Raw genomic sequence first — 14,181 nt, 5'->3', positions numbered from 1 at the left:
CTGATTCCGGGTGATCCACTACTCAAGTGTCGCCTAGTGCGTGCTGGGACGCCGGGCGTTTTCCAGGCGGCCGGTGAGGCGCCTGGCGTCTTCCAGGTGGGCGGCGAGCTGCTTCTGGATGCGCCCGGTCGCCTCGTCGAGCGCCTTGCGCGTACGCCGCCCGCTGCCGTCGCCCGCTTCAAAAGGGTCGCCGAAGACGACGTCGACCCGGCTGCGCAGCGGAGGCAGCGCCTTTATCAACCGTCCGCGCCGCTCCGTACTTCCCAGGACGGCGACCGGAACGACCGGCGCTCCGCTGCGTACGGCGAAGTAGGCGAGCCCAGCGCGCAGCGCGGCGAAGTCGCCCTCACCGCGGCTGCCCTCGGGGAAGATGCCGAGGACTCCGCCGTTCTCCAGGACGCCGAGGGCCTGGGTGATGGCCGTACGGTCGGCGATCGAGCGGTCCACCTTCAGCTGGCCGACGGCGTGCATGAAGGGGCCGAGCGGGCCGACGAACGCCTCCTTCTTGACCAGGAAGTGCGACGGTCGGGGCGCCACACCGATGACCATCGGACCGTCGATGTTGTGGGAGTGGTTGGCGGCGAGGATCACCGGGCCGGTCGCGGGGACCTTCCAGGCGCCCAGGACGCGCGGCTTCCACAGCCCGTACATCAGGCCGACGCCGATGCGCCGCCCGACCTCGGCACCGCGTGCCGAAGGTGGCTCGGTCACTTCGCTGCCCGCTTCTCCTCGACGAGGGTGACGACGCACTCGATGACCTGCTGGAGCGTGAGGTCGGAGGTGTCCACCTCGACCGCGTCGTCCGCCTTGGCGAGCGGCGAGGTCTTACGGCTGGAGTCGGCCGCGTCCCGCTTGAGCAGGGCCTCGCGGGTCGTGTGCAGGTCGGCGCCCTTCAGCTCACCGCTGCGGCGGGCGGCGCGGGCCTCCGGGGACGCGGTGAGGAAGATCTTCACGTCGGCGTCGGGCAGGACGGTGGTCCCGATGTCCCGGCCCTCGACGACGATGCCGCCCTCGGCTGACGCGGCGACCGAGCGCTGCAGTTCGGTGATCCGCGCGCGCACCTCGGGCACGGCGCTGACCGCGCTGACCTTGGAGGTGACCTCCTGAGTGCGGATCGGGCTCGAGACGTCCGTGCCGTCCACCGTGATGGTCGGCGCCGAGGGGTCCGTACCGGACACGATCTCGGGCTTCGCGGCCACGGCGGCGATCGCGGTGGGGTCGCTGACGTCTATGCCGTTGTTCACCATCCACCAGGTGATCGCCCGGTACTGGGCGCCGGTGTCGAGGTAGCTCAGACCGAGCTGGGCCGCGACGGCCTTCGAGGTGCTCGACTTGCCCGTGCCGGAGGGGCCGTCAATGGCGACGATCACTGCCGGAGCGGTCCGGGCGGCGCTGGTTTCCACGGGTGCGGGCACCTTCCTGGTACGGGGTGGTGGGCTGGCAGGGGCACGATCGCGCCCCGCACAAGGTTACTGTCTCCCCGAGCCCGGTATTACTGGCCTCCGGCCGACCCATGCCTACTGCCGGATCGCCCACCCTCGCTCCCGCAACGCAGCCGACCAATCCTCGACGCCGCCCTCGCACCGCCCGGCGCCAGGGCGCCTCCCGGGCTCCGGGACGGCTGCGGCAGCCTCCGACCGCCGACTCGGCGACACCCGGACACAGGGGCGCCCCCGGCCGCTACTGCCGGATCGCCCAGCCCCGCTCCCGCAACGCCGCCGTCAGCACCGGTGCCACCGTCGGCTTCACCATCAACTCCACCAGGCCCGCCTGCTGACCCGTGGCGTGCTCGATTCGTACGTCCTCGATGTTGACGCCCGCGGCGCCCGCGTCCGCGAAGATGCGGGCCAGTTGGCCCGGCTGGTCGTTGATGAGGACGACGACGCTCTCGTACACCGTGGGGGCGGCGCCGTGTTTGCCGGGGACGCGGACCTGGCCGGCGTTGCCGCGGCGCAGGACGTCCTCGATGCCGGAGGCGCCCTCGCGGCGCTTGGCCTCGTCGGAGGACTGGAGGGCGCGCAGGGCCTGCACCGTTTCGTCCAGGTCTGCGGAGACGTCCGCGAGGAGGTCGGCGACCGGGCCCGGGTTCGCGGACAGGATGTCGATCCACATCCGGGGCTCGGAGGCCGCGATCCGGGTCACGTCACGGATGCCCTGGCCGCAGAGACGTACGGCCGCCTCCTCGGCGTTCTCCAGACGCGCGGCGACCATGCTGGACACCAGGTGGGGCATGTGGGAGACCAGCGCCACCGCGCGGTCGTGGGCGTCGGCGTCCATCACGACCGGTACGGCACGGCAGTGCGACACCAACTCCAGGGCGAGGTTGAGCACTTCGGTGTCGGTGTCCCGGGTCGGCGTCAGCACCCAGGGCCGTCCCTCGAAGAGGTCCCCGGTCGCGGCCAGCGGGCCCGACTTCTCACGGCCCGACATGGGATGCGAACCGATGTACGCGGAGAGGTCGAGCCCCAGCGCCTCCAGCTCACGGCGCGGCCCACCCTTGACGCTGGCCACGTCCAGGTAGCCGCGCGCGAGCCCGCGCCGCATCGCGTCGGCGAGCGTCGTGGCCACGTGTGCGGGCGGCGCCGCGACGATCGCCAGGTCGACGGGGCCCGCGGGCTCCTCGTCCGTGCCGGCGCCGAGCGCGGCGGCCGTACGGGCCTGCTCCGGGTCGTGGTCGGCGAGGTGCACGACGACGCCACGCCCCACCAGGGCCAGCGCCGCCGACGTGCCGATGAGCCCCGTACCGATGACGAGTGCGGTCCTCACTGGGCGATGTCCTTGCGGAGTGCGGCCGCGGCGCCGAGGTAGACGTGCGCGATGTCGGAGCGCGGCAGATCGGACTCGATGTGCGCGAGGACGCGTACGACCCTGGGCATCGCGCCCTCGATGTCCAGCTCCTGAGCGCAGATCAGCGGTACGTCGACGATGCCGAGCTTGCGCGCGGCGGCTGCCGGAAAGTCGCTGTGCAGGTCGGGCGTCGCCGTGAACCAGATGCTGATGAGGTCCTCGGTGGTCAGCGAGTTCCGCTCCAGGATGGCGGTGAGCAGCTCACTGACCTGCTCGTCCATGTGCCCGGCTTCGTCCCGCTCCAGTTGGACGGCGCCGCGGACCGCTCGTACCGCCACGGTGTCGCTCCTCGCTGATGTACGTATCGGCTCTGTGCCCATCCAGCGTAGTCAGCCCGTGGTGCACGGGTGCGCGGCGCCCGCCTGCCGAGACGAGAGACGATCCCCTTGTCACGGGCCCGGCTCAAGCCCTTGCCATTGTTACGGAACCGTTCGTTCCCGCCACTCGGAGTGAAACCGTCTGGGTCCGCCTATGGACGCCACCCGTCGCGTCCGCTTGCATGGAAACCGCTGTCCGCGACGCCTCGGGGGAGGCAAAATGAAGCGCTCCGGACCACTGTTCACGCTACTCGGGGGACTCCTGCTGGCCCTGGTGATGCTGTCGCTCAACGCGACGACAGGGACGAGCCCCACCGCGTCGGGCGGAGGCGAGCCACCCGCCACGAAGGTCTCGCCCAGCCCGGAACCCGAGCCGACGAAGACGACCGCGCCACCGAGCCCGTCGCCGAGCGCTCCCGGCAACGCCGACTACGCGGGCCGTACGGACGACGACTCCTCCGCGGTCGCCGTCTCGCTGCGCGACGGCAAGGCGATCGCGTACTTCTGCGACGGCCGGGACCAGGAGTCCTGGCTGAAGGGCGACGTCAAGTCCGACGGCAGCATGCGCCTGACCAGCCAGCAGGGCGGCGTGCTGAACGGCGAGCTGAAGGGCGGCCGGATCAGCGGCACGGTGGACATGGGGCAGCAGGAGTACGGGTTCACCGCCGACAAGGCGCTCAAGCCCTCGGGGCTGTACCGGGCCACCGAGTCCGTACGCGGCGCCGAGATCGACGGCGGCTGGATCGTGCTGCCGGACGGTCAGCAGGTAGGCATCGTCAAGCGCGACGGCACGCCGTCGGCCGCGCCCCGTATCGACCCGGAGACCGGCGCCGTGACGATCGACGGACAGCAGCTCACCGCGCGTCCCGTGCAGCCGTAGTCCTCCGGGCAGCCGGTAGTCCTCCGTTCAGCCCTGACCGCAGGGAGCCGACCATGACCGTCGACCCGAACGCCGCCACTCAGGACTTCCCCTCACCCGAACCGGCCGGCCGTCCACAGGCCTCCCGTTACCTCGTCCCGGCCCTGGTCGCCGGGGCGGTCGCCCTCGCCCTCGGCGCGTACGGCAAGGTGCACGATCCGGCGGGCACGGCCTTCAACCTGGCCGGATTCAGCAGCACGGGGGCCGTCAAGTCCTGGCTGGCCACGGGGGCGATGGGGTTCGCGGTGGTGCAGTTCGTCTCGGCGCTCATGGTGTACGGAAAGGTGCCGGGGCCCAGCTGGGCAGGGGTGCTGCACCGCTGGTCGGGGCGGGTCGCGTTCCTGGCCGCGGTACCGGTAGCCGTGCACTGTTTGTACGCTTTGGGCTACCAAACATATGAACCACGCGTATTGTGGCATTCGCTCCTGGGCTGCTTCTTCTTCGGTGCCTTCAGCGCCAAGATGCTGCTCCTTCGCTCGGAGCGACTGCCCGGTTGGCTGCTGCCCATCGTGGGCGGGTTCGTCTTCGCCGCGCTCACGGTGGTCTGGCTGACCTCGGCTCTCTGGTTCTTCCGCACGTTCGGAGTGACGACATGACGATCAGCGCGACGCGTCGCACGGTGCTCGCGGCGGGCGCGGCCGGCGCGGCTGCCCTGCTCGCGGGGTGCAGCGAGTACGGCAACGAGAACGGCGGGGGCGGCGAGGCGGAGTCGCCTGCTCAGGAGGAGCCGACGTCGGGCGAGTCCCCCGGTGAGGCCCCGGCCGGCGAGGAACTGGCCAAGACTGCCGAGATCCCGGTCGGCGGCGGCAAGATCTTCAAGGACGAGCAGGTCGTCGTCACCCAGCCCGAACAGGGCGAGTTCAAGGCATTCTCGGCCATCTGCACCCACCAGCGCTGCACGGTCGCCAGCGTCTCGGACGGCACCATCAACTGCACCTGCCACGGCAGCAAGTTCCGCGTCGCCGACGCCTCGGTGGCCGACGGCCCCGCAACGAGACCGCTCCCCGAGGAGAAGATCACGGTCACCGGAAATTCGATTCGCCTGGCGTGATCCGGCCCATACGCTCGTCCGCATGAGCCCCGAGGACCTGGTACGCGATCACACGATCTACTCCTGCGTCATGGGCTCCCGTGCCTTCGGTCTGGCCACGGATACGAGTGACACCGACATGAGGGGCGTGTTCCTGGCCCCCACCCCGCTCTTCTGGCGCTTCGAGAAGCCGCCGACGCATGTCGACGGTCCCGCGGACGAGCAGTTCAGCTGGGAGCTGGAGCGCTTCTGCGCACTGGCTCTGCGTTCCAACCCGAACATCCTGGAGTGCCTGCACTCGCCGCTCGTCACGCACGCGGACGACACGGGCCGCGAACTCCTCGCCCTGCGCGAGGCGTTCCTCTCCCGCCAGGCGCACGAGACCTTTGCGCGATACGCGCTGGGCCAGCGCAAGAAGCTGGAAGCCGACGTCCGCACGCATGGCGCGCCGCGCTGGAAGCACGCCATGCACTTGCTGCGGCTCCTGACGAGTTGCCGCGATCTGCTGCGCACGGGTGCGCTGGTCGTCGACGTCGGCGACCAGCGGGAACCTCTGCTCGCGGTGAAACGCGGCGAGGTTCCGTGGCCGGTCGTCGAGGTTCGCATGACCCGCCTTGCGGCTGAAGCGGACGAGGCGGCGGCCCGCAGTCCGCTCCCGGCCGAGCCGGACCGGGCCCGGGTCGAGGACTTCCTGGTCCGGGTCCGCCGCGCCGGTTGCATCCGGCGGTGAGGCGGGTTGCCCCCGGCGGTTGGGCGGTTGGGTTCGTTGCCGGCTGACGTTCCGGGAGCGCCCCGTAAGGGGCGCGGGGCTGTGACATTTGCGGCTCCGCCGCGGGGCGCGACCAGCCACAACGCACCCGCAGCCGCAGCCGCGACACAGCATGTCACCCCCACCCCAGTAGGCCCCACCCACCCGCCGTAGGCGCCCACCCACCCCGCCGGAGGCAGGGGGGCCTGGGGGCGCAGCCCCCCACACGGCGGAGCCGCAAATTGATACAGCCGGGAAGGGGCGGGACTGGGGAAAACTGCGCGACCAGCCAAGACGGACCCGCAGTCGCCCATGCACCGAACCCACCTTCCCGGTAGGCGCCGCGCACAACCGCCGGAGGCAAGCGGCGGCGGCTCAGGAGTCCCAGAGGGCCCCCAGCGCCATGAGGTCCCCCCGGTACTCGATCCGGTCGGCCCACTCCGCAGGCCATGCGTCCGCGCCGACGTACGCCCCGGCAAACGCCCCCGCCAGGCAGGCGATCGAGTCGGAGTCGCCCGAGGTACAGGCCGCCCGGCGCAGGGCCGTGAGCGGTTCGTCGAGGAAGAGGAGGAAGCAGAGCAGGCCGGTAGCGAGGGCTTCCTCAGCGATCCAGCCCTCGCCGGTGGCCAGGCACGGGTCCGTCTCCGGCGAGGGCGAGCGCACGGCCTCCTGCAGCCGGTCCAGGATCTCCAGGCACTCGTCCCAGCCCCGCGCGATGAAGTGCGTCGGCGTCGGATCCTGGCTGCGAGTCCACAGGTCGCCGAGCCAGTGATCGTGATAGCGGGCGCGGTTCTCGTACGCGTACGAGCGCAGCAGTCCAACGAGGCCGGTCGGTTCGGTGCCCTGCGCGAGGAGGCGTACGGCATGCGCGGTGAGGTCGGACGCGGCCAGCGCCGTGGGATGGCCGTGGGTGAGCGCGGCCTGCAACTGGGCTGCCCCGGCGCGTTGTTCGTCGCTCAGACCGGGGATCAGCCCGATGGGCGCGACGCGCATGTTGGCGCCGCAGCCCTTGGAGTGGATCTGGCTGGCGTCCTGCCAGGGACGGTCCGGGCGCTCCAGCAGATCGCAAGCCGTGAGGCAGGTGTTGCCCGGGGCGCGGTTGTTCTCCGGAGAGCGGTTCCAGGCGATGAACTCCTGGCGTACGACCTCGGCCATCGTCTCGGGTTCGAGAACCCCGCGGTCCATCACCGCCCGCAGCCCTCGCCCCAAGGCCAGTGTCATCTGGGTGTCGTCGGTGACGAGCGCCGGCGTCGGCAGCTCCATCTCCCGCCACGGCCCGTACTTGGCGAGGATCGACGGCACGTCACGGAACTCGGTCGGGTAGCCGAGCGCGTCCCCGAGCGCGAGTCCGTTGAGCGCTCCGGTGGCGGCTTGCTTCCTCACGGTGGTGGTCATACGGGGCGTCCTTCCCGGGACGGTCGGAGCAGAGGTGGGTAGAGGGTGGTGGCCGTACCCGCCCGGTACACCGCCGCCGGCTTACCCCGCCCCCCGGTCAGCCGCGCCGCACCAGGCACCGGTTCGACAAAGCCGGCCGTGGCGAGGACCTTGCGCCGGAAGTTGGGCCGGTCCAGGGCCGTCCCCCACACCGTCTCGTAGACCTGCTGGAGTTCCCCGAGCGTGAACTCGGGCGGGCAGAAGGCCGTGGCGAGACAGGTGTACTCGAGCTTGGCGCCGACCCGTTCGTGGGCGTCGGCGAGGATCCGGTCGTGGTCGAAGGCGAGCGGCCCGAGCCCGTCGTACGGCAGCCACTGGGCGTGGGCCGCGTCCGAGCCGCCGTGTGGCTCCGGAGCGTCGGGCAGCAGCGCGGTGTACGCGACGGAGACGACCCGCATCCGGGGATCACGGTCCGGTTCGCTGTACGTCCGCAGCTGCTCCAGATGCAGTCCGGTGACGTCCGACAGGCCGGTCTCCTCGGCGAGTTCACGCCGGGCGGCCGTCTCCGCGGACTCGTCGGGCAGGACGAAACCGCCGGGCAGGGCCCAGCGGCCCGCGTACGGCTCCTGCCCGCGCTCGATCAGCAGCACCTGGAGTACGCCCGCCCGGATCGTGAACACCGCGAGGTCGACGGTGACAGCGAAGGGCTCGAAGGCGTACTTGTCGTAGCCCTCGGGTGCGGTCCCCGCTGTTGGCGCCACGCCGCCCACCCCCTTAATAGTCACACAGACTATAAAGCGGTGGGCGGGTCGCGGCAACCCCTCAACCCCCGTCTCGGTCCCTGTCCGTGGACGTCAACTCCCGTGCTTGGACGGCGAAAGCGACGCCACCACCGCCCCCGCGGCCGACACCCCCGCCGAAACCCACAGCGCAGGCGCGCACCCCTCGATGAAGCTCTCCGCCGAGTCGTAGCCCCCGAACTGGACGAACACGGCCGCGGCCACAGCCACTCCGAAGACCCCGCCCAGCTCCCGCAGCGCGTTGTTGACGCCCGACGCGACGCCCACCTCAGCGGGCGGCACCGACGAGCTCACGGCGTTCGCGACGGTGGGGAAGACCATGGAGATGCCGACTCCGGCGATGATCAGCGGCACGACCAGGCGGTCGTAGCCGACCCCGGGCTCCACCTGCCAGGCCATCAGCCCGAGCCCCACCGCTTGGAGGACGAGGCCCGTCAGCATGAAGGGCCGGTTCCCGAAGCGGTCCGCGAGCGCGCCCGCGACCGGCGCGACGAGCAGTGGCGTACCGGTCCACACCAGGATCCGCAGGCCTGCCTCCAAGGGGGAGTTGCCCAGGCCGACCTGGAACAGCTGCGAGATCATGAACAGCGCGCCGAGCAGCGACATGAACATCAGGAAGACCGCGCCGTTGGCGGTGGAGAACCCGCGCCGCCGGAAGTGCGCGAGCGGCAGCATCGGGTACCGCGCCCCCGACTTCTCCCACCCGAGGAAGGCCGCCACGAACACGGCCCCGACAGCCAGGGCGCCCAGCACCTCGGCACTCCCCCAGCCGGCCTCCGGCGCCCGCACCGGCGCCCAGGCAAGCCCGGTCAGGCCCACGGCCGCCAGCACCAGCCCCACGATGTCGAGTTGAGGCCGCGGACCGTAGCTCTCGCGCAGCTTCATCGCGGCGAGCGGAAGCATCACAAGGCCCAGGGGCACGTTCAGCCAGAAGATCCACTGCCAGGACAGACCATCCGTAACAGCCCCGCCAAGCACCGGCCCGGCGGCCACCCCGAGCCCGCTCACCCCACCCCACAGACCGATCGCCACGCCCCGCTTCTCGGCCGGGAACGCCTCGCTGATCAGGGTCAGCGTGAGAGGCAGCAGTACGGCCGCTCCGGCGCCCTGGACGGCGCGTGCGGCAATGAGTTCACCGGCGCCACCGGCGAGCGCGGCCCATGCGGAGGCCAGTGTGAAGAGGGCGAGCCCGGTGACGTACATCCGCCGCCGCCCGAACCGGTCGCCGAGCGCCGCGCCGGTGAGGGTCAGGCAGGCGAAGACGAGGTTGTACGCGTTGATCGTCCACTCAAGCTGGGACAGGCTCGCGCCGAAGTCGGCCTGCAGTGCGGGCAGTGCGGTGGCGACGACCACCACGTCCAGCGCGCACAGGAGCGCCCCCAGTCCCGCAAGGACCACCGTCCAGACGCGCCGTGGAGGTGCGGTGGACGGTGGCGCCTTGCGGGCGGGGGCAAGCAGAGTTTCCGTGATGTCGATGTCAGAGTCGATGTGAGACATGAGGGATGAAAGCCCTTCCGTGAGAGTCACTCACGGAAGGCAGACCAGCCCCGCCCCGAAAAGGAATCGCGCCCGAGGAACGCGACGAGCCGGTCGGAGGCACCGGCCCGGGGCAGCACGCCGACCGGCTCGGCGAAGCGCACTCCCCGGTCCTCGTCCACGACCACGCACCGCGCGACGGACAGCAGCTCGGCCGCGAGCGCGGACGGTATCGGCCGCGGACGACCGCAGGCCTGCGCCACGTCCCAGCCGTGCACGGCGATCTCTACGGCACCGGTGGCGGCCATCACGCGTACGTCGAGCGGCCGGTCCCCCACGCTCACCGAGCGCCCCTCCCCGGGCAGAGCCACCCAGGCGCCGAGCAGCGCGCAGGCACGCCGCCGGAAGTCGCACGCGGGATCCGTACGGCCCGCCGGCCCCGGGAAGAGACCGATCCGCCCGCCCGTCAGCCCCTCGTGCAGTGCGTCGAGCGCATCGTCGAGATGGCCGAGCAAGTCCCCAAGGTTCCACCGCGCGCACGGCGTGGCCCGCCCCAGACCCTCACGGGGTACGAGGGCGACGCTCCCCAACGTGTACGCGAGCGAACGCTCAAGCAGCTCCCCGGAGTTCACGACAGCACCTCGGGCGTCCCGAAGCGCCCGGCCAGCCCCGGTTCCAGGAAGACGGTGATCCGCGCGATCTCCCGGTCCTCGACGGTGAGCACCTGCACGGAGTGCGCCCGGTACACGGCGTCCGCACCACGCTTGTACGCCACCACGGCCGGCTGCCCGTTCGCCCGCGTCGGGAACATCCGCAGATCCCCCTTCTCGTGTTCGAGCGCCTCCAGGAACCGCATGACGTCCTTCCTCCCGCTGAACCACTCCAGGTAGGGCGGCATCTCCAGTTCGACGCCTTCCTGGAGCAGCCCGAGCAGCGCCTCCATGTCGGCGTCCTCGAAGGCCGCCACGTACCGGTCGAGCAGTTCGCGATCGCCCGTGCTGTCCGGCTCCGCCAGGAGGTCCTCGTCGGGCGCCACCTCGTCGAGTCGGGCACGCGCGCGTTGGAGGCTGCTTTTCACCGCCGCCGTCGTGGTCCCGAGCAGGGCGGCCACCTCGTGCGCCCGCCAGGCCAGCACGTCCCTGAGGATCAGTACGATCCGCTGCCGCGGCGGCAGGTTCTGCAGCGCCGCGACGAGTGCGAGCCGCAGACTGCCGCGCGCCGCGACGACGGCCGCCGGGTCGACGAGCGTGTCGGGCACCGGCTGGAGCCACGGGACGTCCATCGGAGGGGTCCTCGGCGGCTCCTCGGGCGCGTCTGACGGCCCGCCGAGCCCGGTTGGCAGGGGACGGCGCTCGCGTCCCTCCAGCGCCGTCAGACACGTATTCGTGGCGATCCGGTAGAGCCAGGTCCGCAAGGACGCACGGCCCTCGTATCCGTCGTACGACCGCCAGGCCCGCAGATACGTCTCCTGCACCAGGTCCTCGGCGTCGTCGACCGACCCGAGCATCCGGTAGCAGTGCGCCAGCAGCTCGCGCCGGTACATCCCCGTCAGCCGTACGAACTCGTCGCGATCCGTCGTCACATGCATGGCCGCTCCCTTCCCTCACGGGTACAGACCCCAGGAGCGGTGAAAACGCATCGGCCGGTCCCGGACGAATTCCGGAACCGGCCGTCGAGCGTGACGAGTACGGGAGCGGCCTAGAGGTTGACCTCCTGCATCAGCATCCCGACCTCCGTGTTGGACAGCCGGCGCAGCCAGCCCGACTTCTGGTCGCCGAGCGTGATCGGCCCGAAGGCGACGCGCACGAGCTTGTCGACCGGGAAGCCCGCCTCGGCGAGCATGCGCCGCACGATGTGCTTGCGGCCCTCGTGGAGCGTGACCTCTACGAGGTAGTTCTTGCCGGTCTGCTGGACGACGCGGAAGTGGTCCGCGCGCGCGTACCCGTCCTCCAACTGGATGCCGTCCTTGAGCTGCTTGCCCAGGTCGCGCGGAATCGGGCCCACGATGTGCGCGAGGTAGGTCTTCTTGACGCCGTACTTGGGGTGGGTCAGCCGGTTGGACAGTTCGCCGTGGTTGGTGAGCAGGATGATGCCCTCGGTCTCGGTGTCGAGCCGCCCCACGTGGAAGAGCCGCGTCTCACGGTTGGTGACGTAGTCCCCGAGGCACTGGCGCCCCTCCGGGTCCTCCATCGTCGAGACGACACCGGCGGGCTTGTTCAGCGCGAAGAACTGGTACGCCTGTGTGGCGACCGTCAGCCCGTCGACCTTGATCTCGTCCTTCTCCGGGTCGACGCGCAGCCCCTGCTCGAGCACGATCTCGCCGTTGACCTCGACGCGGGCCTGCTCGATCAGCTCCTCACAGGCGCGCCGCGAGCCGTATCCCGCGCGCGCGAGCACCTTCTGCAGCCGCTCGCCCTCCTGCTCGGCGCCCGGGAAGGTCTTCGGGAGCTTGACGTCCTTCTTGCCCGCGTACCGCTCCCGGTTGCGCTCCTCGATCTGCGTCTCGTACTCACGGGGCCGCGCCGGAGCCGTACGACCGCGCCCGCCCGGCTGCCCCTTCTTCGGAGCACCCTTGGCGCCGCCCCGCGCAGAGGCGCCGCGCCCCGACTTGGGGCCCTCCTTGCTGGCGTCGGGGCCCACGTCGTAGCGGCGCTCCTCGGGGCGGGGCTTGCGGGGGCGGCCCTGCCCCTGCTTCTGATCCCTGTTGTTGCCGGCGCCGCGGGAGTTACCGCGCCCGCCACCGCTCTTGCCGCTGCCGCTGCTTCGCATCAAATTTCCGTCGTCGTGTCGTCATCGGGGTCCGGTGCATCCGGATCGAACGACGGTACGCCTTCCTGCGTCTCGGCCTCGATCGCCTCCGCCTCCGGGAGGAAGGGCGCGAGCTCCGGAAGCTCGTCCAGGCCGCGCAGGCCCATCCGCTCCAGGAAGTAGTTCGTCGTCCTGTACAGGATCGCACCTGTTTCGGGTTCCGCGCCCGCCTCCTCTATCAGTCCGCGCTGCAGGAGGGTGCGCATCACACCGTCGCAGTTCACTCCTCGTACGGCCGAGACGCGGGAACGGCTCACCGGCTGCCGGTACGCCACGACCGCCAGCGTCTCCAGAGCGGCCTGCGTGAGCCGCGCCTGCTGCCCGTCGAGTACGAACCGTTCGACGGCCGCCGCGTACTCGGGCCGGGTGTAGAACCGCCAGCCCCCGGCGACGAGCCGCAGCTCAAAGCCCCGCCCCTGGACGGTGTACTCGTCGGCCAGCGCCCGCAGCGCGTCCGCGATCTGCCGCCGGGGCCGCTCGAGGATCTTCGCGAGGTGCTCCTCGGTCGCGGGTTCGTCCACGACCATGAGTACGGCCTCCAGGGCGGGCCCGAGGTCGAGATCCGCGACGGTACGCAGCCCCGCCGGGACCTCGGTGGTGTTCTCGCTCACGCCTTCTCCTCCTTGGCTTCGTCCTGGACCGGCTCCGGGGGCCTGTCGAACTCGTCCGTCACCCTGGGCTCCTCGTCGCTGTCCCCGCCCGTCCAGCGCACCAGCAGCTCCCCCAGCGCCTCCTCCTGGTCGAGCGTGACGGCCTTCTCGCGATACAGCTCCAGCAGGGCCAGGAACCGCGCCACCACGGTCAGCGTGTCGTCCGTGTCCTCCACGAGCGCCCGGAACGAGGCCTCCCCCAGCTCCCTCAGCCGCGCTACGACAATCCCGGCCTGCTCCTGCACACTCACCAGCGGGGCGTGGATGTGGTCGACGTACACCTGCGGCTTGGGCTTGGGCTGCATCGCCTTCACAGCGAGCTTCGCGAACCCCTCCGCCCCGATGCTGATGACGACCTCGGGCAACAACTCGGCGTGATGCGGCTCCAGTCCGACGGTACGGGGATACCGCCGGGCCTCCTCCTCGAGCCGCCCGCTGAAGATCTCGGCGATCTGTTTGTACGCGCGGTACTGCAACAGCCGCGCGAACAACAGATCCCGCGCCTCGAGCAACGCCAGATCCGCCTCGTCCTCCACCTCGGCCGACGGCAACAGCCGAGCGGCCTTCAGATCAAGCAGAGTGGCGGCAACGACCAGAAACTCAGTCGTCTCATCAAGATCCCAGTCAGGCCCCATCGCCCGGATATGAGCCATGAACTCATCAGTGACCTTGGAAAGCGCCACCTCGGTCACATCAAGCTTGTGCTTCGAGATCAACTGAAGCAACAGATCAAACGGCCCTTCAAAGTTCGCAAGCCGAACTTTGAAGGTCCCGTCGTCCGGCTCGGCGTCTACGCGGGGCGCGCCAGACGCCGCAGGCGCTGCGGTATCTGCAGCGGCCGGCTCGCCCGCGTTGTGGGCAGGAGTTCCGCGGGGCGATGGGGGTCCCCCCGCTCGAGCGGAGTCGAGAGTGGGGGAGGGTGGGCACAACGCCCCACGGTCCGCAGCCGAAGTACTGTCCTCAACCAGAGACGGACTCTCCGCCGAAGGCGAAACGGCTTCCGCCGCAGGCGGTTCGGGCTCCGCCGCAGGCGGCCCAACCTCAGCCGGAGGCGAGGGCAACTCCTCCGCCTCGGGAGGCGCAGAAGCCTCAGTCTCGCCCGGAGGCAAAGACGAACCCCCCGGCCCCCGCCCCAGCGCACGCCGACGCCCGGCGGAGCCAGCTGCGGGGACGGAACCGTCGTACGAGGTCATAGCCGTCGCAGGCTACCGC

16 protein-coding genes are annotated in these 14,181 nt (G+C 70.9%); 4 read left to right on the top strand and 12 right to left on the bottom strand.

Annotated features, from left to right (window positions below; genetic code table 11):
* Window positions 1-33 precede the first annotated feature (33 nt).
* The 4 genes from OHT21_RS37155 to aroH all read right to left on the bottom strand — a co-directional run bounded on the left by OHT21_RS37155 (window position 34) and on the right by aroH (window position 3,125).
* Window positions 34-711, bottom strand: a complete 678-nt coding sequence (locus OHT21_RS37155; RefSeq protein WP_443050515.1) for a lysophospholipid acyltransferase family protein — start codon at window positions 709-711, stop codon at window positions 34-36.
* Window positions 708-1,403, bottom strand: coding sequence for a (d)CMP kinase (gene cmk, locus OHT21_RS37150; RefSeq protein ID WP_328772650.1), 696 nt, complete (start codon window positions 1,401-1,403; stop codon window positions 708-710). Before cmk ends, OHT21_RS37155 begins: the two co-directional genes overlap by 4 nt.
* Before the next feature lie 277 nt (window positions 1,404-1,680).
* Complete coding sequence (locus tag OHT21_RS37145; RefSeq protein WP_328772649.1) at window positions 1,681-2,766, bottom strand: prephenate dehydrogenase; 1,086 nt, start codon at window positions 2,764-2,766, stop codon at window positions 1,681-1,683.
* Complete coding sequence (aroH, locus tag OHT21_RS37140) at window positions 2,763-3,125, bottom strand: chorismate mutase (protein ID WP_033324028.1); 363 nt, start codon at window positions 3,123-3,125, stop codon at window positions 2,763-2,765. Before aroH ends, OHT21_RS37145 begins: the two co-directional genes overlap by 4 nt.
* A 259-nt stretch (window positions 3,126-3,384) precedes the next feature.
* On the opposite strand from aroH, the gene OHT21_RS37135 reads away from it, so the two are divergent.
* The 4 genes from OHT21_RS37135 to OHT21_RS37120 are packed head-to-tail and all read left to right on the top strand — an operon-like array spanning window position 3,385 to window position 5,843.
* The gene (locus tag OHT21_RS37135) at window positions 3,385-4,044 is read left to right on the top strand and encodes a hypothetical protein (protein WP_328772648.1); all 660 of its coding nucleotides are present in this window, start codon (window positions 3,385-3,387) and stop codon (window positions 4,042-4,044) included.
* Window positions 4,045-4,097: 53 nt separating this feature from the next.
* Entirely contained in the window at window positions 4,098-4,679 is a 582-nt protein-coding gene (locus OHT21_RS37130) for a DUF6529 family protein (RefSeq protein ID WP_328772647.1), read from the top strand.
* Entirely contained in the window at window positions 4,676-5,134 is a 459-nt protein-coding gene (locus OHT21_RS37125; protein ID WP_328772646.1) for a Rieske (2Fe-2S) protein, read from the top strand. The genes OHT21_RS37130 and OHT21_RS37125 overlap by 4 nt, the downstream gene beginning before the upstream one ends.
* A 22-nt stretch (window positions 5,135-5,156) precedes the next feature.
* The gene (locus tag OHT21_RS37120) at window positions 5,157-5,843 is read left to right on the top strand and encodes a nucleotidyltransferase domain-containing protein (protein WP_328772645.1); all 687 of its coding nucleotides are present in this window, start codon (window positions 5,157-5,159) and stop codon (window positions 5,841-5,843) included.
* A gap of 393 nt (window positions 5,844-6,236) precedes the next feature.
* Here the strand turns inward: OHT21_RS37120 and OHT21_RS37115 are convergent, their stop codons facing one another.
* The 8 genes from OHT21_RS37115 to OHT21_RS37080 all read right to left on the bottom strand — a co-directional run bounded on the left by OHT21_RS37115 (window position 6,237) and on the right by OHT21_RS37080 (window position 14,162).
* Window positions 6,237-7,256, bottom strand: coding sequence for an ADP-ribosylglycohydrolase family protein (locus tag OHT21_RS37115; RefSeq protein ID WP_328772644.1), 1,020 nt, complete (start codon window positions 7,254-7,256; stop codon window positions 6,237-6,239).
* Complete coding sequence (locus OHT21_RS37110; RefSeq protein ID WP_328772643.1) at window positions 7,253-7,996, bottom strand: NUDIX hydrolase; 744 nt, start codon at window positions 7,994-7,996, stop codon at window positions 7,253-7,255. The genes OHT21_RS37115 and OHT21_RS37110 overlap by 4 nt, the downstream gene beginning before the upstream one ends.
* Before the next feature lie 93 nt (window positions 7,997-8,089).
* On the bottom strand, window positions 8,090-9,532 hold the full coding sequence (locus tag OHT21_RS37105) for an MFS transporter (protein WP_328772642.1): 1,443 nt from the start codon (window positions 9,530-9,532) through the stop codon (window positions 8,090-8,092).
* A gap of 26 nt (window positions 9,533-9,558) precedes the next feature.
* Window positions 9,559-10,143, bottom strand: a complete 585-nt coding sequence (locus tag OHT21_RS37100) for a TIGR03086 family metal-binding protein (RefSeq protein WP_328772641.1) — start codon at window positions 10,141-10,143, stop codon at window positions 9,559-9,561.
* Complete coding sequence (locus tag OHT21_RS37095) at window positions 10,140-11,099, bottom strand: sigma-70 family RNA polymerase sigma factor (RefSeq protein ID WP_328772640.1); 960 nt, start codon at window positions 11,097-11,099, stop codon at window positions 10,140-10,142. The genes OHT21_RS37100 and OHT21_RS37095 overlap by 4 nt, the downstream gene beginning before the upstream one ends.
* A gap of 110 nt (window positions 11,100-11,209) precedes the next feature.
* Window positions 11,210-12,280 (bottom strand): pseudouridine synthase, encoded by a 1,071-nt coding sequence (locus OHT21_RS37090; RefSeq protein WP_328772639.1) that lies wholly within the window; start codon window positions 12,278-12,280, stop codon window positions 11,210-11,212.
* Complete coding sequence (scpB, locus tag OHT21_RS37085) at window positions 12,280-12,930, bottom strand: SMC-Scp complex subunit ScpB (protein ID WP_165340188.1); 651 nt, start codon at window positions 12,928-12,930, stop codon at window positions 12,280-12,282. The genes OHT21_RS37090 and scpB overlap by 1 nt, the downstream gene beginning before the upstream one ends.
* The gene (locus OHT21_RS37080; protein WP_328772638.1) at window positions 12,927-14,162 is read right to left on the bottom strand and encodes a segregation and condensation protein A; all 1,236 of its coding nucleotides are present in this window, start codon (window positions 14,160-14,162) and stop codon (window positions 12,927-12,929) included. The genes scpB and OHT21_RS37080 overlap by 4 nt, the downstream gene beginning before the upstream one ends.
* Window positions 14,163-14,181 lie beyond the last annotated feature (19 nt).

Source organism: Streptomyces sp. NBC_00286 (assembly GCF_036173125.1).
Lineage (GTDB): Bacteria > Actinomycetota > Actinomycetes > Streptomycetales > Streptomycetaceae > Streptomyces.
The sequence above is the reverse complement of the archived record's forward strand: the minus strand, read 5'-3'. Positions and strand labels throughout refer to the sequence as shown.